The following is a 22,633-nucleotide window of genomic DNA, read 5'->3' on the forward strand; positions in this document are numbered from 1 at the left end:
TTACCCGGAGGCGTGAAGCGGGGGAGGTGCCCCGAACAGGTGATTTCCGTACCCGGGTGCCGGTCCGGCTCGTTGGACGCGAGGTAGGGCGTGGGGAACGAGTGGAGAGTCGATGCATGTTGTGATCATGGCGGGCGGCGCGGGGGTCCGGCTGCGTCCCTACACCTCCACGCTGCCGAAACCGCTCGTGCCGATCGGGGAGAGCCACGCGATCCTCGAGATCGTGCTGCGCCAGCTCGCGGCTCGCGGTTTCACCCACGTCACCCTGGCGATCAACCACCTGGGCGCGCTGATCCGGGCCTTCGTCGGCGACGGCTCCCGGTTCGGCCTGGCCGTCGACTACGTCGAGGAGGACCGGCCGCTGTCCACCATCGGCCCGCTCTTCGGCATCCGGCACCGCCTGCCCGAGCACTTCCTGGTGATGAACGGCGACGTGCTCACCGACCTCGACTACGCCGACCTGCTGGCCACCCACGCGCGATCGGGCGCACCGCTGACCGTCGCCACCTACCGGCGTACCGTGAAGATCGACTTCGGGGTCCTGGAGCTGGCCGGCGACAAGATCACTTCTTTCTCCGAGAAGCCCGTCCTGCACTACCGGGTGAGCATGGGTGTCTACGGGCTCTCCCGGAACACCATCGCCCACTACCCGGCGGGGCAGCCGTTCGGGTTCGACCAGCTGGTGCTGGACCTGCTGGGCCGGGGCGAACCACCGGCCGGCTACGAGTTCGACGGCTACTGGCTGGACATCGGCCGCCCCGAGGACTACGACGAGGCCAACCGCTGCTTCGCCGAGCTGCGGGACGTGCTTCTGCCCGCCGGCGCGCCGGCCGGGGCATGATGCGCGTCCTCCTCTTCGGCGCCTCCGGCTTCATCGGCGCTCACGTACGACGGGAACTGGCGACCGCAGCCGAGGTGGTGTGCCCGTCGCGCGGCGAGTGCGATCTGGTCACCGCGACGCCGGAGGCGTTGCGGGCGCTGCTCGACCGGGTCGGGCCGGACGCCGTGGTCAGCTGCGCGGGCGCGGTGAGCGGCGCGGCCGAGGATCTCGTCCGGGCGAACACGACGGCGACCGCCAAGCTGGTGGACGCGGTCGCCGACGCCGCGCCCGGCGGACGGCTGGTCCGTCTCGGCTCCGCGGCCGAGTACGGTCCGGTGCCGTTCGGCACCGCGGCGACCGAGGACCTTCCCCCGGCACCGGTCAGCGCCTACGGCGTGAGCCAGGCGGCGGCGACCCGGCTCATGGAGCTGGCGGCCGCCGCCGGCCGGGTGGACGCGGTCGTGCTCCGGGTGTTCAACCCCGTCGGTCCCGGCATGCCCGGCACCACACTGCTCGGCCGGGTGGCGGCGCTGCTGGCCCGCCTCGCGCCCGGCGAGGACCTGCGTACCGGTCCGCTCGGGGCGTACCGGGACTTCGTCGACGTCCGGGATGTGGCCGCCGCGGTCAGGCGGGCCGTGACCGTCACCGCCCCCGGGGCCCGTGTCCTCAACGTGGGCAGCGGCCGGGCGGTGCCGGTGCGCGACGCCGTCCACCTGCTGGTCTCGGTCGCCGGCCGGCCGGTCCGCGTCCGGGAGGACCGCCCACCGTCCCCCCGTTCCGCCGAGGTCGGCTGGATGCGCGCCGACGTCGGCCGGGCCGCCTCGGTCCTGGGATGGGTCCCCGAACACGACCTGTACGACTCGGTCGGTGCGCTGTGGAGTCAGGCGGCACCGGCTCGTGGAACCGACCCGGTACCGGTCACCGCCGGACCGGCGCAGAGGAGGAGCGAACCATGACGGCACACTCGTCCGGCGGCCCGGTGGTGGTGACCGGAGCCGGTGGCTTCATCGGGTCCCACCTGGTCGAGGCCCTCGTCGCCGCGGGCCACCCGGTACGCGCCCTCGTGCACTACAACGGCGCCGGATCGCACGGCTGGCTGGACACCTTCGACCCGGACCAGTTGGCGGGCGTCGAGGTCGTGGCGGGGGACATCCGTGACCGGGGAATGGTGCAGCGGCTGGTCGACGGCGCCTCCACCGTCTACCACCTGGCCGCGCTGGGCGGCATCCCGTACTCGTACCTGGCACCGCAGTCCTACGTGGACACCAACATCACCGGCACGCTCAACGTGCTGGAGAGCGCGCGGACGGCCGGCGTGGGCCGGGTCGTCGTCACCTCCACCAGCGAGGTGTACGGGACGGCCACCACGGTCCCGATGACCGAGCAGCACCGGCTGCGCGGGCAGTCGCCGTACTCGGCCTCGAAGATCGGTGCGGACAAGCTGGCCGAGAGCTACCACCTCAGCTTCGGCCTGCCGGTGGTCACCCTCCGGCCGTTCAACACGTACGGCCCGCGCCAGTCCACCAGGGCGGTCATCCCCACCATCATCAGCCAACTGGCCAAGGACGGCGGGGTGGTCCGGCTCGGCGCGCTGCGTACCACCCGCGACCTGCTCTACGTGACGGACACCGTGGCGGCCTTCCGAGCCGTCGGCACCGCGCCCGACGAGGCGGTCGTGGGTGGCGTGTTCCAGGCCGCGACCGGCCGGGAGACCTCGATCGGCGACCTGGTGCGCAAGATCGCCGCGATGTTCGGCGTCCAGCCGGAGGTGGTGGTCTCCGAGTCCCGGCTCCGTCCCGCGGAGTCCGAGGTCGAGCGCCTGCTCGGCGACGCCGGCCTGCTCCGGGCGCGGACCGGCTGGCAGCCGGCCACGAGCATCGACGAGGGACTCAAGGCGACTGTCGAGTGGTTCCTTGATCCGGCCAACCTCGCGCGCTACCGCTCCGACCGAGCGGTGTGACGGGTTCCCAGCTCGGTGCCGCAGGAGGCTCGAACGTGATGGTGATGCAGGACAACCGGCGGTCGTCGGCGATCGGTACGGTTCGCGGCGCCGCCGGGCCCGCCCGGCCGGAGACACCGGTACGGCGAACAGGTGGTCTCGTCTCGGGGGTGCTGCGCGCCACCGCCGTGGTGCTGCTGCTCAATTTCGACCAGTTCACGCGTGAGGTCGGCCGCGGATTCCTCATCGCCGCGGTCGTGCTCGCGGTGCCGTTGGTCCTGCACGAGCTCCTCCGTCCGTCCTCCCGGGCCCGCACGGTGATCTTCTGGGTTCTGGTGGTCTTCGGTGTCCTCGCGTTGCCGGGCTTCCTGCACCCCCCGGAGACCGACTACGGCCGGCAGAAGTTCCTGCTGCTCCTGACGCTGACGATGTTCGCCACGCTGGCGGTGGCGGTGCTGCGCGGACGACGTGACGTGGAGATGTTCGCCGCCGTGTTCGTGCTGTCCGGGGTGGTGCTCGCGATCGCCACGCTCGCCGGCGATCCGCAGGACGGCCGGGCCGACGGCTTCGGCTCCAACCCGATCTGGCTGGCCCGGGCCATCGGGGGTGCGCTCGTCGCTCTCACCTGGCTCTACCTGCAGAAGCGGGTGGCGGCCTGGTGGGCGGCGGGCCTGGCGGTGCTGCTCGGCCTCGCTCTGTTCGCGACCGGCTCCCGGGGGCCGCTCCTGGCCACCGTGGTCGCCCTCTTCGTCCTGGTGCTGGCCGGGTTCCGCCTCAAGCTCCGGCGGGGCCGGCGCGAGTGGGTCGGCGTGGGCCTGATGGGTGCCCTGGTGCTGGCCGTCATCGCCATGCCGTCGCTGCTGCCGCCCCGGGTGTACGCGCTCCTGGTCGACCCGAGCGAGGAGATGTTCGGCACCGCCCGGGCGGAGATGCGTGACGTCAGCGTGCCGATGATCGCCGAGCATCCGGGCGGGGTCGGTTACGGCAACTGGTCCGACTACTCCGGCATGTTGGTGCACAACTACCCGCACAACCTCTGGCTGGAGTTGCCGGCCGAGGCGGGCTGGCTCGTGGGCGGGGCCTTCATCCTGGCCACTCTCGTCGTGGCCGCGGGGCTCTGGCGCGCGACCCGGCGTGACCCGGTCGCCGGGTTCGTCCTGGCGGTGCTGGCGTTCAACGTGGTGGCGGTGTCGACGTCCGGTGACGTGAACGCGGGCCGTCCGCTCTTCGCCGCACTGGCTCTCGGTGTGCTCGTGATGGCCGGCGCGACGCTGCGCACCGGTGTGCCGGTCCGCGCCGGGCGGACGCGGCCGGCCGACCGGCCGGGTGTCCCTGGGTGAGGTGGCGTGCCAGGCGGCTCGCCATGTCGAGCGGGCGGCGCGGAGTGGTGGGCATCGCCGCCGGATCGGCCGGCGGTCAGCTCCTGGCGCTGGCCGCGGCGCCGTTGCTGGCGAGGCTCTACCGCCCTGTCGATTTCGGCGTCCTCGCGGTGATCGCCGCACTGGTGGTGATCGTGGGCACGGTGGCCGCGCTCCGGTTCGAGATGGCGGTTCCGCTGCCGGAACGGGAGGAGGACGCACGGGCTCTGGTGCGGCTCGGTCTCGCCGCGGCTGCGGGTACGGCGATCCTGGGATCGGTCCTGGTCCTGCTGGTGGGCGACCGGGTGGCCGCCTGGTTCGGTCAGCCCGAGCTGGTCCACTGGCTCTGGGTGGTGCCGCCCTCCGCCGCGGCGATGGGCGTCGTCCTGGTGCTCAACCAGTTCGCGGTGCGGCATCGTCGTTACGGTGTGATCGGCCGGCGCAATCTTCTGCAGGCCCTGGCGGTCGTGGTCACCCAGGTCGGGACGGGGGTGGCGGGGCTTCGTCCCGGTGGCCTGGCGCTCGGCTTCGGGTTCGGTCAGGTCGCGGCCGCCGCGGTCCTGCTCCGGGGCGTCGGGGGACGCGACGCGACCGCCCGGACGGCTCGGCGGCGGCCTCGCCTGCTGGCGGTGGCGCGCCGTTACCGGCGGTTTCCCTTCCTGCTGGCTCCGTCCGGCCTGCTCAACATCCTCGGCACGCAGTTGCCGGTGCTGCTCATCGCCTACTGGTACGGCTCGGCGGTGGCCGGCTGGCTGGGACTGACCCAGCGGATGATCGCCATGCCCGCCGCGCTCGTGGCCTCCGCGGTGGCGCAGGTCTACCTGGGGGAGATCGCGCGGATCGCGCGGGAACAGCCGCGGGGCGGCCGGCGCGTCTTCCTGGGCGCCAGCCGGAAGCTGGCAGTGATCGCGGGTCCCGGCGCGCTCCTCGTCGTGATCGGCGCTCCGACGGCCTTCAGCCTGGTCTTCGGCGCGCAGTGGCACAACAGCGGTGTCTACGCCCAGGCCCTGGCCGTCTTCATGGCGGCTCAGCTCGTCGTCTCGCCACTGTCGCAGACGCTCGTGGTGTACGAACGCCAGGCTCTCCAGCTCGTCTGGGACGCGGGCCGGGTCGTGGTGGTGGCCGGTGCCGTCTCGGTGGTGGCGCTGGCCGGCGGGTCACCGCTGACCGCGGTGTGGGCGTTCGGGGTGTCCGGCGCGCTGGCGTACGGGGTCGGGTGGCTGATGTCGCTGCGCGTCGTGACGGCGGCCGGACGCGACCACGGCCGTCCTCGTCCCGCGCCGCGACTCGTCCCGCAGAGCTGAGGCTGCCCTGCCGCGCTCCTCGTCGTCATGTCCTTGTACCGGAAGGAATGGTTTACCCCGTTATGACGAACGACCCTTACCCGGAGCCGGCTCCGCGCCTACTGATCGTCTCGTACCACTTCCCACCGGCGGAGACCGTCGGCGCCCGCCGCCCCGCCGCCCTCGCGGCGTACGCGGCGCGACAGGGGTGGGACGTCCGGGTACTCACCGCCGTCGGCACGGACCAGGGCGCAGCTCCCGTCCCGGTGCCCGAGGACCGGCTGATCCGGATCGCACCGGCACCGCGGCTTCCCCGGCCCGGCGGCAGCGGGCGCGGCTCGGCGGCGGGCGGCCCGGCACCCGTGAGTTCCCGGCTCGGCCGGACCCGCGCGGGCGCCCGACGGCTGCTGGTCCGGGCCGGCACGGAGCTGTTGCTGCCGGACCCGCAGCTCAACTGGATCCGGCCGCCGGTGCGCGAGTTCGACAGGTTCGCGGCGGGCTGGCGCCCGGACGTCATCCTCGTGTCCGGCCCGCCCTTCTCCGGGTTCGTCGTGGCCGCGACGCTCGCCCGGCGGTTCCGGGTGCCCTGGGTCGCGGACTACCGGGATCTGTGGTCCGTCGGCAACGACCACTGGGTACGGACGCCGCTGCGCCGAGCTGTCGACGAGCGGCTGGAACGCCGGGTGCTGCGTACCGTGGCAGCGTGCGTGACGATCTCGGAGCCGCTGGCCGAGACGATCCGCCGCACGTTCGGGGTTCGGACGCACGTGGTCATGAACGGCATCGACCGCCGGCCCGCACCCGCGGCCCCGGCCGGTGTCGAGGTGCCGTCCGGCACACTCACGCTCGCGCACACCGGTTACATCTATCCGGGCAAGCGTGACCCCGGTCCTCTCCTCGACGCGATCGCCCTGCTCGGGCCGGACGCCGCGAAGGTGCATATGATCTTCGCGGGGGAGGACCACGGCATCGTCCGCGCCGCCGCCGAACGAGCCGGCGTGACCGACTCCGTCACCCTCCTCGGCCAGGTCTCGCCGGAGAAGTCGTGGCGGATCCAGGCGGACGCGGACGCGCTCGTGCTGCTCATGTGGAACGACCCCCGGGACGCCGGCACGATGACCGGCAAGATCTTCGACTACCTCCAGGCCCGCCGTCCCGTCCTCCTGCTCGGCTTCGCGGACGGCGTGGCCGCACGCCTGCTGCGTGATCGCGGCGCGGGTGTCGTGGCGAACGATCCGGCCGCGATCGCGGCCCGGCTGCGGGAGTGGCTGGCCGCGAAGGATCGGACCGGACGGGTGCCGGCGGTGCCGGCGACCGCGCTCGACGGACTGTTCCGTGAGGACCAGCTCGGCCGTTACCTCGACATCCTCCGAGGCGTGACCCGAGGGGACGTGCGTCCGGGACACCACGTGCACTGAGCGGTCCCGGCCGCAGGGCGCCGGCGCACCTCGAAGGTGCGCCGGCGCCGTACGTCAGCGTCCGGACCGCAGTGGAACCGGTGACCGCCGGTCCGGCCGGCCGGCGGCGACCTCGGCGACGGTCCGGTAGAACGACGCCCGGCGGGCGTCGAGTGTCTCGGCGGAGAAGTCACGGGCCCGGCCGAGGTTGCGGGCCGAGGCCGTCGCCAGCCGGTCCGGGGCGGCGAGCATCGCGGTGACGGTGGCGGCGAGAGCTGCCGGGTCGTCGGGTGGCACCAGGCAGTCCGGTTCGAGCAGCTCCGGGATGCCGCCGGCGGTCGAACCTACGGCCGGGAGCGCCCTGGCCATCGCCTCGATGAGCGCGCGGGGCAGACCTTCGGTGCGCGACGGCATCACGAACAGGTCCGCCGAGTCCAGCGTCCGGCGGACCGCCTCGGCGTCGGGGAGAGCGCCGGTGAAGCTCACCCGGCCGGCCACGCCCGACCGGGCGGCCAACTGCTCCAGGTGGGGCCGGTAGGCGCCCACGCCGACGTGCACGAGCCGGGCCCGCGGCCCGTCGGCGGGCATCAGCGCCAGCGCGGAGATGAGCGTGTCGATGCCCTTGTAGAGCTGCTCGAGCGAGCCGACCGACACCAGCGTCGGCTCCGCCGGCGGTTGCCGGAGCGGCCGGGCGTGCGGGACGAACGCCGCGGGTGGCAGGTCGACGCTGGAGATGCCCGCCGTCGGCGTGGTCGGCAGCGTCGGGTACCGCAGCTGCAGGCGCCGTTCCGTCTCGTACGCCACCGCGGCGGCCTCCCGGCACTGCCTGCGCAGCGTGCGCGTGGACAGCGTCCGCAGCAGGGGCCGCAGCGGATGCCGCACGACCCCCGGGGCGAGCACGTCGTACGGGTCGCCGATCACCTCGAGCGCGTACGGAAGGCGGGCCCGGCTGCGCGCCCGGGCCAGAAGCGCGCCGATCGGCGACGGCACCCGGAGCACCACGGCGTCCCGGGGCTCCGCAGCTGCGGTCACCGCTTCGGCGAGCGCCCGCCGCCCGAGCAGGTAACCCCGTGGCCCCACGTAGTACGGCAGCGCCCAGACCTCGACGCCGTCCCCGTCGACGCGGGAGGCGGCCGCCGGCCGCTGCGCGACGTCTCGGACCCGGGCGGCGACGCGTACGCGTTCGAAGGCGACCAGGTACCGCCGCCAGATCGTGTGGTCCGGGCCGGCCTCGACCCACACCGCACCGTCCGGGGTCCGGCTGAAGCGTGACTCCGACGTCACCACGACCCGCATCAGGGTCTCCCGCCGGTCCGGCAGGTGGCCTCCACGACATCGGCGACGGCGGCGGCCGCCACCGTGTCGGCGAAGTGCCGCAGGGCGAACTGCTGGGCCCGCTCACCGCGCAGACGGAGCCGGCCGTCGGTGAACTCCCGATGGGCGTTCCGCAGCGCGGCGACCAGCGCCGGCACGTCGTTGCGCGGCACCACCCACCCGGTCGTCTCGTCGACGGTCTCGGGCAGGCCGCCGGCGTCGCTGACGACGCTGGGCACCCCGGAGGCTCCCGCCTCGCAGGCCGCGCCGTGCCCCTCGGAGAGGGAGGGACTGACGCTCAGGTCGGCGGCGCGGTAGCAGTCCCGCACGTCCGACACCGACGTCAACCACGTCACGCTCGGATCCCGGTCGATCTCGAAGCGCCGGATCAGCTCGCGCCGGTGTGTCTCTCCGGCCGGGGAGAAACCGGCGCCCACCAGGAGCAGCCGGGCGTCCGGGTGGTCGGCGCGGAACTCCCGCCAGGCCGCCAGCAGCACGTCGTGGCCCTTGATGCCGCGGCCCTTGTGGACCAGTCGGCGCGGCGGATAGACGTAGGCGACCATGATGACGACGAACGCGTCCTCCTCGATGCCGAGTTCGGCGCGCGCCTTGGCGCGCACCTCCCGCCGGCCGGCCGAGCCCTCGAGTTCGGCGAAGTGCGCGGCCCTGGCGCCGTAGGTGACGACCGGGCGCCGGGGCGCGGGACACCCGAGTGCGCCGTAGAGGCCGGAGGTGTGGCCGGTGCCGCAGATGGTGACGTGGTCGAGCCGCCACAGCGCCCGCTCGACGATCTTGATCAGCGGAGACTCCAGGTAGAGCGGTCCGGCCACCATGTGTACGCGGCGCAGCGGCAGGCGCAGGCTCGCGAAGCGGGCGGCGAGCGCGGACGCGTACAGGTGGTACTTGAGGACGTCCGGGCGGAGCCGGCTGATCAGGCGGCGGAGCCGCCACAGGTCCCGCAGCGTCGACGGGCGCGGCCGGAAGCGGAAGTCGAACGGCGAGTCGTGCACCTCGACGCCTCGCTGCCGGAGTTCCCCGGTCAGGCGCCCGGTGGCGCGCGGCAGGACCGCTACGACCTGGTGGCCGCGGCGGCGCAGTTCCTCGACCTGGGGGAGGATCCAGAGCCCGCCCTGGTCCGTCTTCAGCAGGACGACGATCCGCAGCGGACGCGCGCCCGCGCCGGCCGTCACCGGGCGTCCAGGAACTGCTCGACGGCACCGATGACCCGCGCCGCCCGGTCGTCGTCCAGGGCGGAACCGCTGGGCAGGGTGAGACCCTGGGCGAACAGCCGGTCCGCGGCGCCCGTGACGACCGACCGGCACCCGGCGAAGACCGGCTGCCGGTGCATCGGCTTCCACACGTGCCGGGTCTCGATGTCGCGCGCGGCCAGGTGCGCCCCCAGGTCCGCCGCCGGCCATCCGGTCCGCTCGGGGTCGACCACGATGCTGGTCAGCCAGCAGTTCGAGCCCTCGTCCCCGTCGCCGAGCAGCCGGACGCCGGGAACGCCGGAGAACAGCTTGGCGTAGCGCTCGCGGAGCAGCCGGCGGCGCCGCATCATTCCGTCCAGCCGGTGCAGCTGCGCCCGCCCCAGGGCGGCGAGCAGGTTGCTGAGCCGGTAGTTGTAACCCACGTCGACGTGTTCGTAGTGCGGCACGGGTTCGCGTGCCTGGGTCGCCAGGTGTCGGCAGCGGGCGAGCAACGCGTCGTCGTCGGAGAGCAGCATCCCTCCGCCGGACGTTGTGATGATCTTGTTTCCGTTGAACGACAGCGCGTTGAGCCGCCCGAAGGAGGCGGCCGGACGCCCTCGGTAGGTCGCGCCCAGCGCCTGCGCGGCGTCCTCGACGACCGGCACACCCGCCGCCTCGCACACCGGTAGCAGTTCGTCGTAGTCGGCGCAGGTGCCGAACATGTCCGCGATCAGCACCGCGGCGACCTTCTCGCCGGCCCGGCCCAGCCGGTCGAGCATTTCGGCGAGCGCGGTCACGTCCATGTTGCCGGTCGCCGGGTCGCAGTCGACGAAGACCGGTTCGGCGCCCGTGTAGACGGCGGCGTTCGCGGTCGCCGCGAAGGTCATGGTCGGTGCCACCACCACGCTTCCCGGCCCGGCCCCCAGGGCGAGCAGGGCCAGATGCAGCGCGGACGTACCGGAGTTCAGGGCCAGGGCGTGAGCCGTCCCGACGCGCTGCGCGACCTCCCGCTCGAACGCCTCCACCTCGGGGCCGAGCGGCGCGACCCAGCCCGAGCGGATCGCGCGGAGCACGTAGGACTCCTCCAGGGGCCCGACATCGGGCGGGGACAGGTAGATCCGGCCGGTCATCGAGCCTCCGTCCCCGCGGTGGGATCACAGTCGTGGCATCGAAGGGTCACGGACGGTAAAACGGACGACCTGCCGAGGGGTGATGGCGTACGCCGGGTTCGTGCCGAAAAGCACACCATCGGGCCGCGACCGAGTAGAGTTCGGCGGCCGTGCCAGGAATCGACGAGCCAGGAGCCCCGAGTGCTGCACCTGAGGGTGATCGCGCCGAGTGACCAGTCGTCGGCGGTCGTGGAACTGCTGGCCGCCGATCCCGGCGTCACGCACCTCGTGGTGCTGCCCGGCGCCGCCCGCCAGCCCGCGGGTGACTACGTCACCTGCGACGTCGTCCGGGAGAGCGCCGACGGTGTGCTGAGCCGGCTCCAAGAGCTGGGCGTCGAGGCGCACGGGGCGATCGCGGCCGACGACGTGGAGCTGACGCTGTCCGAGGCGGCCGACCGGGCCGCCGAGGAGGCGCCGGGGCACGGCGAGGACGCCGTGGTCTGGGACGAGATCGCCGCGAAGACCGGCGAGCAGACGGTGCTCACCGGCACGTTCCTCGCCCTGATCGTGGTGGCCACCATGATCGCCGGCATCGGCGTGCTGCTCGACCAGCCGATCCTGATCGTCGGCGCGATGGTGGTCGGCCCCGAGTTCGGTCCGCTCGCCGCGCTCTGCGTGGCGCTGCTGCGGCGGCAGCCCCGCGTGGTCGGCCGCTCGGTGCAGGCGCTGACGGTCGGGTTCCTCGTCGCCATGGTGGCCACCGTGCTGAGCACCTGGGCGCTCACCGCGGCCGGTCTCGTCGACCGGGACATGCTGCTGGCCGAGCGGCCCATGACCGACTTCATCTGGCGCCCGGACGCGTTGTCCTGGGTGGTGGGCCTGCTCGCCGGAGTCGCCGGCATGCTGTCGCTGACGTCGAAGAAGTCCGGGTCGCTCGTCGGCGTGCTGATCTCGGTGACGACGGTGCCGGCGGCGGCGAACGTGGCGGTCGCGTCCGCGTACGGCGTGTGGCACGAGGCGGCCGGTTCGGCCCTCCAACTGGTGATCAACCTGGCCGCGATCGTGCTCGCCGGGCTGCTCACGCTCGTGGTGCAGCTGTGCTGGTGGCGGCACGTCGCCCGGCGCGCCGCGCGTCCGGTGCCGCGGCAGCGGGCCGATCAGCGGCCGGCCGCCCTCAGCGCCAGTCGTCGCCCGCGTCGAGACGTCGGCTGAGCAGCGTCGCCAGCGGCACCGATTCCCCGTCGCGCCCGCCCCGGCCGACCACCAGCGGCGGTGCGCTGGGCCGCGGGTCGGCCCCGAACAGCCACGCGCGCAAGCCGGGCGTCACCGTGAGCAGGTAGAAGCGCCCGTCGGTGTCCACCGCGCGGCTGTGCGCCCGGTCCACGTACCACCCGGTCAGTCGTGTGCGGTAACGCCCGCGCCCGTCGTGGCCGGTCGCGGTCAGCCGGTCGGTGCGCAGCCCGCGCCGCAGCGCCTCGGCGGCGAACCGGGCCACCAGCTCCGTGGCCTCCGCCTGCTCCGCGGCGCGTTCCCGGGCAGCGGCCTCCGCGTGCGCCCGCACCGCGTGGCGTCGTCGTTCCCGCCACCGTTCGTCGTCCTCGCCACCCACGACCGCGAGGGTACGCGCACGGCGCGCTGTCGAGCTGAGTTCGCAGTGACGTCAGCTCGACAGCGCGCCCCAGGAGATCAGGCCAGCCCGGCGCGGCGCAGCGCCTCGGCCATGGCGTCGTTGACCGGCGCGGAACCGCCGCCACCGCGCGCCGGCCGCTGCTGCTGGCCGCCGCGCGACGCGCCCCGGTCACCCCGCTGGCCACCGCTGCCCTGCCCGCCACGGCCCTGGCCACCTCGACCCTGGCCGCCGGCCCGCGGAGCGGCGCCACCCTGACCGCCCCGGTCGCGCCGGCCGTCGCCGCCGGGCGGGCGCCCGCCGGCCGGCGCCTCGTCGTCCAGCCGCAGCGTCAGCGAGATCCGCTTGCGCGGCACGTCCACATCGAGCACCCGGACCTTCACCACGTCGCCGGACTTCACCACGTCGCGCGGGTCCTTGACGAAGGTGTGCGACATGGCCGAGACGTGCACCAGGCCGTCCTGGTGCACGCCCACGTCGACGAACGCGCCGAACGCGGCCACGTTCGTCACCACGCCCTCCAGCACCATGCCGGGCGTCAGGTCGCTGATCTTCTCCACGCCCTCGACGAACGTCGCGGTACGGAACTCCGGACGCGGGTCACGACCCGGCTTCTCCAGCTCGGCGAGGATGTCGGTGACGGTGGGCAGGCCGAACGTCTCGTCGACGAAGTCGGTCGCGCGCAGGCCGCGCAGGATGGCCGACTTGCCGATCAGCGCGCGCAGGTCCTGCCCGGTGGAGGAGAGGATGCGGCGCACCACCGGGTACGCCTCGGGGTGCACGCTGGAGGAGTCGAGCGGGTCGTCGCCGCCGGGGATGCGCAGGAAGCCGGCGCACTGCTCGAACGCCTTCGGCCCGAGCCGCGGCACCTTCTTCAGCTCCGCCCGGGTGCGGAACGGCCCGTTGGCGTCGCGGTGCAGCACGATGTTCTCGGCCAGCCCGGCGCCGATGCCGGACACCCGGGTGAGCAGCGGCGCGGAGGCGGTGTTGACGTCGACGCCGACCGCGTTGACGCAGTCCTCGACCACCGCGTCGAGCGAGCGGGACAGCTTCACCTCGGACAGGTCGTGCTGGTACTGCCCGACGCCGATCGACCGCGGGTCGATCTTCACCAGCTCGGCCAGCGGGTCCTGGAGGCGGCGGGCGATCGACACCGCGCCGCGCAGCGAGACGTCCAGGCCGGGCAGTTCCTGCGAGGCGTACGCGGACGCGGAGTAGACCGACGCGCCGGCCTCGGAGACCACCACCTTCGTCAGCTTCAGTTCCGGGTGCCGCTTGATCAGGTCACCGGCGAGCTTGTCGGTCTCCCGGCTGGCGGTGCCGTTGCCGATCGCGACCAGCTCGACGCCGTGCGCGGCGGCGAGCGTGGCGAGCGTGTGCAGCGAGGCGTCCCACTGCCGGCGCGGCTCGTGCGGGTAGATCGTGTCGGTGGCGACCACCTTGCCGGTGGCGTCGACCACCGCCACCTTCACACCGGTACGCAGGCCCGGGTCGAGGCCCATCGTCGCCCGCGCCCCGGCCGGCGCGGCCAGCAGCAGGTCACGCAGGTTGGTGGCGAAGACCCGCACGGCCTCCTCCTCGGCCACCTGCCACAGTCGCATCCGCAGGTCCGCGCCGAGGTGGATGAGGATCCGGGTACGCCAGGCCCAGCGCACCGTGTCGGCCAGCCACTTGTCGGCGGGCCGTCCCTGGTCGCTGATGCCGAAGCGTCCGGCGACGGCGGCCTCGTAGCGGCTCGGTCCGGTCGCCGCGTCGGCGTCGCCCTCGGCCTCCGGGTCCATGGTCAGCTCCAGCACGCCCTCCTTCTCGCCCCGGAACATGGCGAGGATGCGGTGCGAGGGCAGCTTCGGGTACGGCTCGGCGAAGTCGAAGTAGTCGGCGAACTTCGCGCCGGCGGTCTCCTGGCCGTCGCGTACCCGGGAGACCAGCCGGCCCCGCGACCACATCTGCTCGCGCAGCGTGCCGATCAGGTCGGCGTCCTCGGCGAAGCGCTCGATCAGGATGGCCCGCGCCCCGTCCAGGGCGGCAGCGGCGTCCGCGACGCCCTTGTCCGGGTCGGCGAACCCGGCGGCGACCGTCTTCGGGTCCTGCGCCGGGTCGGCCAGGAGCGTGTCCGCGAGCGGCTCCAGCCCCGCCTCGCGGGCGATCTGCGCGCGGGTGCGCCGCTTCGGCTTGTAGGGCAGGTAGATGTCCTCCAGGCGGGACTTGGAGTCGGCGGCGAGGATCTGCGCCTCCAGCGCCTCGTCGAGCTTGCCCTGGCTCCGGATCGACTCCAGCACCGCCGCGCGCCGCTCGTCCAGCTCGCGCAGGTAGCGCAGCCGCTCCTCCAGCGTGCGCAGCTGCGCGTCGTCGAGCAGGCCGGTGGCCTCCTTGCGGTAGCGGGCGATGAACGGCACTGTGGCGCCGCCGTCGAGCAGCTCGACTGCCGCCCGGACCTGCCGTTCGGCGACGCCGAGTTCCTCGGCGATGCGCTGGTGCACTGACTGGGTCACGATCTGATCCGCCTTCTCGGGTGGGTTCCCGTGCATTCTGCCGTCCCGGCCCGCGACCGGCGTGCGCGCCCGCCCGCCTCGCCGGACGGTAGGTAACAGTCACGAATACTCATGTTATGTGCGTCTATTCCACGCATGATGAAAGGAGGCTGGCAAAAGCGACATGCGGTTGCTGGGATGGGAGGACACTCCCGACCTTGGAGGTCCCATGAGGATCCGGCTGTCCTGGCGCGCGTGGGTGGCTGCGGTGCTCGCCGTCGGCCTGACGGGGACGCCGGTGACCGGCGCGGCGGCCGCCACCGCACTCCCCGGGCGGAGCGCGACGCTCACCGCGTACGCCCGGGACGGCTACCTGCCGCGCCTGCTGCCCGGCTCGGTCTCACCGACCTCGCGACAGATGACAGTCCCGCGGACCGACCCGCTTGCGCACGACGCCTCCGGTGTACGGCTGTTCACCTGGCAGGGTGCGCTGTACGACCACCCGGTGGTGCAGGCCGACTGGGGACTGGACAACCTCAACGCCTACCAGGTCACGGGCGACCGGTTCTTCCTCGACCGGGCGATCGCGCAGGCGCGGCGGAACCTGGACCGCAAGGTGGAGTCCCGCGGCGCGTGGTGGTACTCGTACCCCTTCGACCTGCCCCGGTGCACCGGGCTGGTGCTCCAGGCGCCCTGGTACAGCGCCATGGCACAGGGGGAGCTGCTCAGCCTGTTCGTCCGGCTGTACGAGGTGACCGGCGACGCCACCTGGCGTACGGCGGCGGACCGTACGTTCCTCAGCCTCACCCTCGGACCGCAGCTCGGGGTGCCCTGGGTGAGCTGGACCGACGCGGACGGCTACCTGTGGCTGGAGGAGTATCCGGACAGCCCGGGGGTGCGCGGGGAACGGGTCCTCAACGGCATGATCTACGCGTTCTACGGCGTGTACGACTACTGGCGGATCACCCGGGACAGCCGGGCGGTGAGCCTGATGGACGGGACGGCCACGACGGTGCGGCGCTACGTGCCGGCCACGCTGCGCGTCCCGCAGTGGGCCAGCCGGTACTCGGTGGGCTGCGCCCGGTCCTACCCGAGCTACCACCAGGTGCACACCCAGCAGATGCTCGCGCTGCACCAGCTCACCCACGCCGGCGTGTTCGCCGCGTACGCCGACGTGCTGCGCGCCGACTACCCGTACCCGCCTGTCGACGGCATCGTGTGGTTCGGTCCCGGCTCCCACGTCGCCTACCAGTTCGACGCCGCCGGCCGGGTCGTCGCGCAGAAGTCGATAAACCTGATCCGGTTCTCCACCGCCACCGCCGACCAGCGCGTCCGGGTGACCGGCCGGGGCGTGCACTACCGCATGGCGAACGGGGTGTTCGCCGGCATGTTCGTGGCGGAGGACGCGCAGAACCGGTGGCTCGCCGGGAAGTTCGTCGAGCACACGTACGCGCCCACCCGGCTGCTGACCGTCGAGCCCGGCACCTACACCGGCTACGCGTACGACAGCAGGTGGCAGGTCGTCGGTTCCAAGACCGTCACCTTCCCGCGCGCCTCGGGCGCGTTCCTCAGCGCCAGCGCCTGGGTGAACGGGCGCCTGAGCTACCAGGTCACCGCCGGTACCTACCTCGGCTACTGGCTGCCGGCGGCCCCCGGTCTGGTGCTGGGGGACGCGCCCCCGCTGGCCTAGGCACAGGTCGCGCCCCGCCGGCCGGGCCGGCTGCGCTAGCGTGGCGATCATGGAGGCACCTGCGGATCCGCGGGCCCGGCGGCTCTTCGGGGGCAGCGCCCGGGCGCTCGGCGACCTGGCGGCCGGCCCGTTCCGGGCCGACCGGGACCGGATCGTCGGCTCGCCGTTCTTCACCCGGCTGGGCGGGGTGACCCAGGTGATCAGCCCGGGCGGGTCCGGGCTGCTCGTGCACAATCGGCTCACCCACAGCCTGAAGGTGGCCCAGGTGGCCCGCGCGATCGCCGAGCGGCTGACCGCCGATCCGGCGCACCGGGCCCTGCTGGACAAGCTCGGCGGCTGCGATCCGGAGGTGGTGGAGGCCGCCGCGCTCGCGCACGACCTCGGGCACCCGCCGTTCGGGCACCTGGGGGAGCGGGTGCTCGACCGGCTGGCCCGGCAGCGGCTCGGGCTGGCCGACGGATTCGAGGGCAACGCCCAGTCGTACCGGATCGTCACCAGCACCGAGATTCGCGGCGCGGCGACCACCGGGCTGGACCTGACCGCCGCGGTCCGGGCGGCCATGCTGAAGTATCCGTGGACCCGGCTCGACCATCCCGACCCGCACCCGCGCCACCTCGAACCGGCGCCCCGGGGCGCGGCGGCCCCGCCGGAGGACCCGGAGAGCGGTTCGGTGAAGTTCGGCGCGTACCGCACCGAGCTGGACGACCTGCGCCAGGCGCGGGAGCCGTTCGCCGGGCGGATCCCGGACTGGCAGCAGACCCCCGAGGCGTCGGTGATGGACACCGCCGACGACATCGCGTACGCGATCCACGACGTGGAGGACTTCTACCGCGTCGGAGTGCTCCAGCAGGGCGCGGTGGCGGCCGAGCTGATGGCCTGGCAGCGCGAGTGCGGGCACCTGCGGTCGATCACCGCGCCCGCGTTGGAGGCGGCGGGCCGGCGGCCGGGAGCCGCGATCGAGCGGCTGCGACGGCAACTGCACCGCAAGGACGGCTGGATCGCCGACGACGAGGCGTTCGCCGCCGCTGTCGAGCACGTCCGCGAGGAGCTGGTGGAAGGGCTGCTCGCGCTGCCGTTCGACGGCTCGATCGAGGCGGAGCAGTACGTCGCCCGGTTCTCCGCCCGCTGGACCACCCGCTTCGTGGACGCCATCACCGTCACCCCGGAGCCGCACGTCCGCTCCGGGTACGTGCTGCTGGACAAGGCGCAGTGGCACGAGGTGCAGGTGCTCAAGTTCGTGCACCACCGGTTCGTGCTGGCCCGTCCGGACCTGGCCCTGCACCAGCGCGGCCAGGCCCGGCTGCTGGGCACGCTGGTGGAGGCGCTCTGGGAGTGGCTGCTGGACCCGGACGAGGAGTCCCGGCTGCCGCGCCGCCTGCACGACCTGGTGGAGCTGGCCGAAGCGGAGCTTCACCCGCGCACCCCGGACCGGATCGGCCGGGCCCGGGGCCGGGCGATCATCGACTTCGTCGCGCAGCTCACCGACGGTCAGGCGGTGGCCATGCTGGACGCGTTGTCGGGCCGCTCCGGCGCGCTGTGGACGGACGCCTTCGTGCTCTGAGGACCACTCAGCGGGCCGGCACTCCCTTGACCACGATCTGCGGTGGTACGTCGCGCACCACGCACGCGCCGGCGCCGACCGTCGCACCGGTACCGACCCGCAGGCCAGGGAGCACCACGGCGCCCGCTCCGATCAACGCGGCGGTGTCGAGGCGGCAGTCGCCCGACACGGCCGCGAGCGGATGCAGGGAGACGTAGTCGCCGACCACGCAGTCGTGCGCGAGCGTGGCGTTCTGGTTGACGTGCAGGTGCCGTCCGGCGGTGACGTTCGTGGTGATCCGGCCACCGGCGAACACCACGAGGCCCTCGGCCGACACCAGGTCCGGGCCGACAGTGGCGTCCGGGTGGACGACGCTCGCCGTCGGCCTACCGTACGTGTCGACCCGCGCTGCCACCTTCTGCCGGACCCTCGGGTCGCCCAGGCCGAGGACGACGTGGGTACCCGGCGACAGTTGCCCGAGCGCCGCCACGGTACCGAGGTACGGGGCGCCGCACGACTCGGCGCGTTTGCGGTTCGGCTCGGACGGGTTGTCGTCGACGAAGCCGACCAGCCGCCAGGGTGGCCGGGCCGAGGAGTCGTTGACCGCCGCCACGATCTGGGCGATCTCCCGCCCGTGGCCACCGCACCCGACGACGACGAGGTCGAGGGTCATCGGGACCCGCTTCCCACGGTCGCCGCCACCGCCTCCTCCGAGGCGGTACCGCGGAACTCGTGGGCGGTGGCGGCGCCGGGCGCGCTGATGCCCTGCCGGCGGAGTACGGCCACCGCGGTCCGCGCCAGGATGCGGGCGTCCAGCCGGAGGCTCCAGTGCTCCACGTAGTGCAGGTCGTAGGCGAAGCGCTCCGCCCAGCCCAGGGCGTTGCGCCCGTTGACCTGCGCGAGTCCGGTGAGGCCGGGCCGGACGTCGTGCCGGCGGAACTCCTCCGGTGTGTAGAGGTCGCGGTAGCTGGTCGGGAACGGGCGCGGGCCCACCAGGCTCATGTCGCCGCGCAGGATGTTCCAGAGGCTGGGCAGCTCGTCCAGGCTCGTGGCCCGCAGCCACCGCCCCAGGGGCGTCAGCCGCGCCTGGTCGTCGCCCGGGGAGAAGCCGTCGCCCCCGCCCGCCATGGACCGGAACTTCAGGATGGTGAACTCCCGGCCGTGCCGGCCGATCCGCCGCTGCCGGAAGATGATCGGACGGCCCATCCCGAGCAGCACCGCGACCGCGACCACGGCGAGGACCGGCGCCGCCACCAGCAGGGCCGTGGCCGACACGACAACGTCGACGCCCCGCTTGACGGCCGCGGCGCCACTCGCCGGCGGGGTGGGTGTACGGAGATCTTCCACGCCTGGGGAGAGGCGAACCTGCATGCTGTCCTCCGGCCGCTGACTCGTCAGCGAACAGAGTACGCAAATATGCGCAGAAGAATGCCTTGTCCGGTTTTTTCGGCGCGTCTCAGGCGACCGACTGCCACCAGCCGTCCACCGCCGGCGGCTCGTCCACCACCACCCGCTCGCCGGGACGCGGCACTGCGAGCCGCACGTCGCGCGCCTTCGCCTCGGCCCAGAGCCGGTCCACCGGCTCGGACCAGTCGTGCAGGGCCAGGTTGAACGTGCCCCAGTGCACCGGCACCAGCAGTCCGCCGCGTACGTCGAGGTGGGCGGCGACCGCCTCCTCCGGGAACATGTGGATGTGCGGCCACGCCCTGTCGTACGCGCCGATCTGCATGAGCGTCAGGTCGAACGGGCCGTGCTCGGCGCCGATCGCGGCGTACCCGTCGAAGTAGCCGGAGTCGCCGGTGTAGAAGACCTTCCGGTGCGCCCCGGTGATCGTCCAGGAGCTCCAGAGCGTGCCGTCGCGGCGCAGCCCGCGCCCGGAGAAGTGCTGCGCGGCGGTCGCGGTGAGCGTCAGCCCGCCGGCCCGGTGGCTCTCCGACCAGTCCAGCTCGACGATGCGGTGCTCGGGTACGCCCCAGCGGGCCAGGTGGGCGCCGACGCCCAGCGGCACCACGAACGGCGCGGACTGGAGGTCGGCCAGCGTGCGGACGGTCTCCATGTCGAGGTGGTCGTAGTGGTCGTGCGAGATCAGCACCGCGTCGAGCGGGGGCAGGTCGGTCAGGCGGACCGGCGGCTCGTGGATGCGCCGGGGGCCGACCAGCCCGGACGGGGAGCACCTGTCGCTCCACACCGGGTCGAGCAGCACCCGGTGTCCCTCGATCTCGACGAGCGTGGAGGCGTGGCCGTACCAGACGACGTTCAGCTCGCGCGCCGGGTCGGTGGCCGGCGCGGCGCCGGGGCGCAGCAGCGGCACCGGGCTGCCCGGCCGCCGCTTCTGCTTGCCGAAGACCAGCTCCCGGAGCAGGTTGCGGCCCGGGTCGGCGACCATCGTGGCGCTGGCGCCGGCCGGGTTGTGGAACGTGCCGTCGCGGAAGCGCGGTGACCGGGCCGCCCGTTCCGCCCGAGTGCCGGTGAGCCGGCCGCCGAGCTGCGCCGGTACGTCCCGCGCCGCCCAGGCCAGCCCGGCGACGGCGGCCAGCCCGGCGAGCTTCCACACCCGCCCGCCGCGCGTCCGGTCCGGTTCCCGCCCCGTCGGTTCCCGCATGTTCGTCCCCTCCGCCGTGTCCCGTCGTACACGGTAACCACAGTCGTCCCGGCCCGCCCACGCGACGGCCCGCCCGCGGCGACGGTCGGACCGCGCGACGACTCGCCGCGAGGGTCAGGGCACCCGGCGGCGTACCGCGGACGCCACCGCCGCCGCGCGGCCGCCCACGGCCCGGACCACCTGGGACACGTCGGGCAGCCACCCACCCCGGACCGCCTCACCGGCCGGGTTGGGCGTGAACACGATGCCCTGGTGCGCGGCGACCGGCTGCCGGGTCAGCCCGGCCCGGCGCATCAGCGGCCCGACCAGCAGGTCGTACATGCCGGGCAGGACGGTGAACCCGAAGCGCATGACCACGTTGAGGCGGCCCACCGACACCTCCCGGCGCGGCCGGTCGAGGCATCCGACGATGGCCCGGGCCACCCGTTCGGGCGAGGCGATCGGGGGTGGCGGCCGGCCGATCCGGCCCAGGTAGTTGGCCGCCTGCCGGTAGACGGGAGTGTCGACGCTGCCCGGGTTGACCAGGCAGATCGCGACGCCCGGCGTCTCCCGCGCCTCCTGCTGGAGCGTGCGGGCCAGTCCCTGCAGGCCCCACTTGGCGGCAACGTAGCCGCTCATGTAGGGCGCGGTGATGTGCCCGAGCACCGAGCCGGTGAGCACGAGCGTGCCGCCACCGGCGGCCCGGAACCGGCGCAGCGCCTCCCGGGCCACCGCCGCGGCGGCCAGCAGGTCGGTGCGGATCACCTGCTCGAACACCTCGGCCGGGGTCTCGTCGAAGCGGCCGTAGGACATCACCGCGGCGGTGTGCACCCAGGCGTCGACGCGGCCGAACTCGGCCTGCGCCGCGTCGGCGAGCGCGGCCACCGCGCCGGGCTCGGTCACGTCCATCGGTACGGCGATCGCCCGCGCGCCCGCCGCCCGGCACTCGTCGCGCACCTCGTCGAGCGTGGCGGGGGAGCGGGCCGCGAGGACCAGCCGGTCCCCGCGGCCCGCCAGCTCCCTGGCGGTCGCCCGGCCGATCCCGCTGGTCGCGCCGGTGACGACCACCGTCCGGGTCACGGCGCGAGCACGACCTTGACGCAGCCGTCCTCCTTCTTCTGGAACATCTCGTACGCCCGCGGCGCGTCGGTCAGCGGCAGCCGGTGGGTCCGCAGGTCCTCGACGCCCAGCGGGTCGTCGTCGCGCTCCAGCAGCGGGATGATCTCGTCGACCCAGCGCCGCACGTGGCACTGGCCCATGCGTAGCTGGATGCCCCTGTCGAACATCTCCATCAGCGGCATCGGGTCCTGCTCGCCGCCGTACACGCCGGAGATCGACACGGTGCCGCCGCGCCGCACGGCCTTGAGCGCGGCGTGCAGCACCACGAGCCGGTCCACGCCGGCCTTGTCGGTCATGGCCTGGGCCAGCTTGTCCGGCAGCAGCCCGGCGGCGGTCTGGGCCATCTTGCCCAGCGGCGCGCCGTGCGCCTCCATGCCGACCGCGTCGATCACCGCGTCCGGGCCGCGCCCGTCGACCAGGTCGATGAGCGTGCCGGGTACGTCGTCGAGCTGGCTGACGTCGAGCACCTCGATGCCGTGGCGGCGGGCCATCTCCAGCCGCTCCGGCACCAGGTCGAGCCCGATCACCCGGCCGGCGCCGAGGTGGCGGCCGATCCGGGCGCTGAACTGCCCGACCGGGCCGAGCCCGAACACGGCGAGCGTGCCGCCGGGCGGGGTGTCCGCGTACTTCACCGCCTGCCAGGCGGTGGGCAGGATGTCGGAGAGGTAGAGCCAGCGCTCGTCCGGGCCGCTGTCCGGGATCTTGATCGGGCCGAACTGGGCCTGCGGGACGCGCAGGTACTCGGCCTGGCCGCCGGGGATCGAGCCGTACAGCGAGGTGTAGCCGAACAGGGACGCGCCCTTGCCCTGGCTGGTCACCTGCGTGGTCTCGCACTGCGCGTAGAGCTGCCGCTCGCACATCCAGCACGAGCCGCAGGAGATGTTGAACGGGACGACCACCCGGTCGCCCTTCTTGAGCCGGGTCACGCCGGGCCCGACCTCCTCGACGACGCCCATCGGCTCGTGCCCGAGGATGTCGCCGGGCTTCAGGTACGGCCCGAGCACCTCGTACAGGTGCAGGTCGGAACCGCAGATGGCGGTCGAGGTGATCCGGACGATCGCGTCGGTCGGCTCCTCGATCCGGGGGTCCGGGACGTCCTCCACGCGGACGTCCCGCTTGCCGTGCCAGGTCAGTGCCTTCATGCCTGTATGTCCCCTCTCCGGTGCCGTCCATCGGACTGCTACCCGGCAGCGGGCCG

At 73.6% G+C, this 22,633-nt stretch carries 19 protein-coding genes; 9 read left to right on the plus strand and 10 right to left on the minus strand.

What is annotated here, in order from left to right:
* Positions 1-112: 112 nt before the first annotated feature.
* From OC439_RS03935 to OC439_RS03960, 6 genes are all read left to right on the plus strand, one after another.
* On the plus strand, positions 113-841 hold the full coding sequence (locus OC439_RS03935) for a sugar phosphate nucleotidyltransferase (protein ID WP_262012235.1): 729 nt from the start codon (positions 113-115) through the stop codon (positions 839-841).
* Positions 838-1,776 (plus strand): NAD-dependent epimerase/dehydratase family protein, encoded by a 939-nt coding sequence (locus tag OC439_RS03940; protein WP_262012236.1) that lies wholly within the window; start codon positions 838-840, stop codon positions 1,774-1,776. Before OC439_RS03935 ends, OC439_RS03940 begins: the two co-directional genes overlap by 4 nt.
* Positions 1,773-2,780, plus strand: a complete 1,008-nt coding sequence (locus OC439_RS03945; protein ID WP_262012237.1) for an SDR family NAD(P)-dependent oxidoreductase — start codon at positions 1,773-1,775, stop codon at positions 2,778-2,780. The genes OC439_RS03940 and OC439_RS03945 overlap by 4 nt, the downstream gene beginning before the upstream one ends.
* A gap of 38 nt (positions 2,781-2,818) precedes the next feature.
* The gene (locus OC439_RS03950; RefSeq protein WP_262012412.1) at positions 2,819-4,099 is read left to right on the plus strand and encodes an O-antigen ligase family protein; all 1,281 of its coding nucleotides are present in this window, start codon (positions 2,819-2,821) and stop codon (positions 4,097-4,099) included.
* 23 nt (positions 4,100-4,122) lie between these two features.
* A complete protein-coding gene (locus OC439_RS03955) occupies positions 4,123-5,421 on the plus strand; it encodes a lipopolysaccharide biosynthesis protein (protein WP_262012238.1) in 1,299 nt (432 codons plus the stop codon).
* A gap of 62 nt (positions 5,422-5,483) precedes the next feature.
* Positions 5,484-6,818, plus strand: a complete 1,335-nt coding sequence (locus OC439_RS03960; RefSeq protein ID WP_262012239.1) for a glycosyltransferase — start codon at positions 5,484-5,486, stop codon at positions 6,816-6,818.
* Positions 6,819-6,872: 54 nt separating this feature from the next.
* On the opposite strand, the gene OC439_RS03965 is transcribed toward OC439_RS03960, so the two are convergent.
* Genes OC439_RS03965 through OC439_RS03975 form a run of 3 tightly spaced genes read right to left on the minus strand, consistent with a single transcriptional unit; the run spans position 6,873 to position 10,428 of the window.
* Complete coding sequence (locus OC439_RS03965; protein WP_262012240.1) at positions 6,873-8,093, minus strand: glycosyltransferase; 1,221 nt, start codon at positions 8,091-8,093, stop codon at positions 6,873-6,875.
* Complete coding sequence (locus tag OC439_RS03970; RefSeq protein ID WP_262012241.1) at positions 8,093-9,301, minus strand: glycosyltransferase family 4 protein; 1,209 nt, start codon at positions 9,299-9,301, stop codon at positions 8,093-8,095. Before OC439_RS03970 ends, OC439_RS03965 begins: the two co-directional genes overlap by 1 nt.
* Positions 9,298-10,428 carry a DegT/DnrJ/EryC1/StrS family aminotransferase gene (locus OC439_RS03975; RefSeq protein ID WP_262012242.1) on the minus strand — a complete coding sequence of 377 codons (1,131 nt, stop codon included), beginning with the start codon at positions 10,426-10,428 and terminating at the stop codon, positions 9,298-9,300. The genes OC439_RS03970 and OC439_RS03975 overlap by 4 nt, the downstream gene beginning before the upstream one ends.
* Positions 10,429-10,608: 180 nt before the next feature.
* Between OC439_RS03975 and OC439_RS03980 the strand changes: the two genes are divergently transcribed.
* Positions 10,609-11,619, plus strand: a complete 1,011-nt coding sequence (locus OC439_RS03980; protein WP_262012243.1) for a DUF389 domain-containing protein — start codon at positions 10,609-10,611, stop codon at positions 11,617-11,619.
* On the opposite strand, the gene OC439_RS03985 is transcribed toward OC439_RS03980, so the two are convergent.
* Both OC439_RS03985 and OC439_RS03990 read right to left on the minus strand, forming a co-directional pair.
* Entirely contained in the window at positions 11,582-12,016 is a 435-nt protein-coding gene (locus OC439_RS03985) for a hypothetical protein (RefSeq protein WP_262012244.1), read from the minus strand. The genes OC439_RS03980 and OC439_RS03985 overlap by 38 nt on opposite strands.
* Before the next feature lie 77 nt (positions 12,017-12,093).
* On the minus strand, positions 12,094-14,526 hold the full coding sequence (locus tag OC439_RS03990) for a Tex family protein (protein WP_262012245.1): 2,433 nt from the start codon (positions 14,524-14,526) through the stop codon (positions 12,094-12,096).
* A gap of 208 nt (positions 14,527-14,734) precedes the next feature.
* On the opposite strand from OC439_RS03990, the gene OC439_RS03995 reads away from it, so the two are divergent.
* The gene (locus OC439_RS03995) at positions 14,735-16,195 is read left to right on the plus strand and encodes a D-glucuronyl C5-epimerase family protein (RefSeq protein WP_262012246.1); all 1,461 of its coding nucleotides are present in this window, start codon (positions 14,735-14,737) and stop codon (positions 16,193-16,195) included.
* Positions 16,196-16,244: 49 nt separating this feature from the next.
* Positions 16,245-17,756, plus strand: a complete 1,512-nt coding sequence (locus tag OC439_RS04000; RefSeq protein ID WP_262012247.1) for a deoxyguanosinetriphosphate triphosphohydrolase family protein — start codon at positions 16,245-16,247, stop codon at positions 17,754-17,756.
* A 7-nt stretch (positions 17,757-17,763) separates the two neighbouring features.
* On the opposite strand, the gene OC439_RS04005 is transcribed toward OC439_RS04000, so the two are convergent.
* The 5 genes from OC439_RS04005 to OC439_RS04025 form a co-directional block, all read right to left on the minus strand.
* On the minus strand, positions 17,764-18,408 hold the full coding sequence (locus tag OC439_RS04005; protein ID WP_262012248.1) for an acetyltransferase: 645 nt from the start codon (positions 18,406-18,408) through the stop codon (positions 17,764-17,766).
* On the minus strand, positions 18,405-19,010 hold the full coding sequence (locus OC439_RS04010) for a sugar transferase (RefSeq protein ID WP_410054885.1): 606 nt from the start codon (positions 19,008-19,010) through the stop codon (positions 18,405-18,407). The genes OC439_RS04005 and OC439_RS04010 overlap by 4 nt, the downstream gene beginning before the upstream one ends.
* Positions 19,011-19,191: 181 nt before the next feature.
* A complete protein-coding gene (locus OC439_RS04015) occupies positions 19,192-20,337 on the minus strand; it encodes an MBL fold metallo-hydrolase (protein WP_262012250.1) in 1,146 nt (381 codons plus the stop codon).
* A 114-nt stretch (positions 20,338-20,451) separates the two neighbouring features.
* Complete coding sequence (locus tag OC439_RS04020; RefSeq protein ID WP_262012251.1) at positions 20,452-21,396, minus strand: SDR family NAD(P)-dependent oxidoreductase; 945 nt, start codon at positions 21,394-21,396, stop codon at positions 20,452-20,454.
* Positions 21,393-22,577 (minus strand): zinc-dependent alcohol dehydrogenase, encoded by a 1,185-nt coding sequence (locus tag OC439_RS04025; protein ID WP_262012252.1) that lies wholly within the window; start codon positions 22,575-22,577, stop codon positions 21,393-21,395. Before OC439_RS04025 ends, OC439_RS04020 begins: the two co-directional genes overlap by 4 nt.
* Positions 22,578-22,633 lie beyond the last annotated feature (56 nt).

The organism is Micromonospora sp. Mcm103, assembly GCF_024519755.1.
GTDB lineage: Bacteria > Actinomycetota > Actinomycetes > Mycobacteriales > Micromonosporaceae > Micromonospora > Micromonospora aurantiaca.

Excerpts from the sequence above, each read along its gene's own strand:
- OC439_RS03945 (WP_262012237.1), top strand. The coding sequence starts at position 1,773 with ATGACGGCACACTCGTCCGGCGGCCCGGTGGTGGTGACCGGAGCCGGT.
- OC439_RS03935 (WP_262012235.1), top strand. The coding sequence starts at position 113 with ATGCATGTTGTGATCATGGCGGGCGGCGCGGGGGTCCGGCTGCGTCCC.
- OC439_RS03955 (WP_262012238.1), top strand. The coding sequence starts at position 4,123 with ATGTCGAGCGGGCGGCGCGGAGTGGTGGGCATCGCCGCCGGATCGGCC.
- OC439_RS03995 (WP_262012246.1), top strand. The coding sequence starts at position 14,735 with ATGAGGATCCGGCTGTCCTGGCGCGCGTGGGTGGCTGCGGTGCTCGCC.
- OC439_RS04005 (WP_262012248.1), bottom strand. The coding sequence starts at position 18,408 with ATGACCCTCGACCTCGTCGTCGTCGGGTGCGGTGGCCACGGGCGGGAG.
- OC439_RS03975 (WP_262012242.1), bottom strand. The coding sequence starts at position 10,428 with ATGACCGGCCGGATCTACCTGTCCCCGCCCGATGTCGGGCCCCTGGAG.
- OC439_RS04025 (WP_262012252.1), bottom strand. The coding sequence starts at position 22,577 with ATGAAGGCACTGACCTGGCACGGCAAGCGGGACGTCCGCGTGGAGGAC.
- OC439_RS03940 (WP_262012236.1), top strand. The coding sequence starts at position 838 with ATGATGCGCGTCCTCCTCTTCGGCGCCTCCGGCTTCATCGGCGCTCAC.
- OC439_RS04015 (WP_262012250.1), bottom strand. The coding sequence starts at position 20,337 with ATGCGGGAACCGACGGGGCGGGAACCGGACCGGACGCGCGGCGGGCGG.
- OC439_RS03965 (WP_262012240.1), bottom strand. The coding sequence starts at position 8,093 with ATGCGGGTCGTGGTGACGTCGGAGTCACGCTTCAGCCGGACCCCGGAC.
- OC439_RS04000 (WP_262012247.1), top strand. The coding sequence starts at position 16,245 with ATGGAGGCACCTGCGGATCCGCGGGCCCGGCGGCTCTTCGGGGGCAGC.
- OC439_RS03950 (WP_262012412.1), top strand. The coding sequence starts at position 2,819 with ATGGTGATGCAGGACAACCGGCGGTCGTCGGCGATCGGTACGGTTCGC.
- OC439_RS03960 (WP_262012239.1), top strand. The coding sequence starts at position 5,484 with ATGACGAACGACCCTTACCCGGAGCCGGCTCCGCGCCTACTGATCGTC.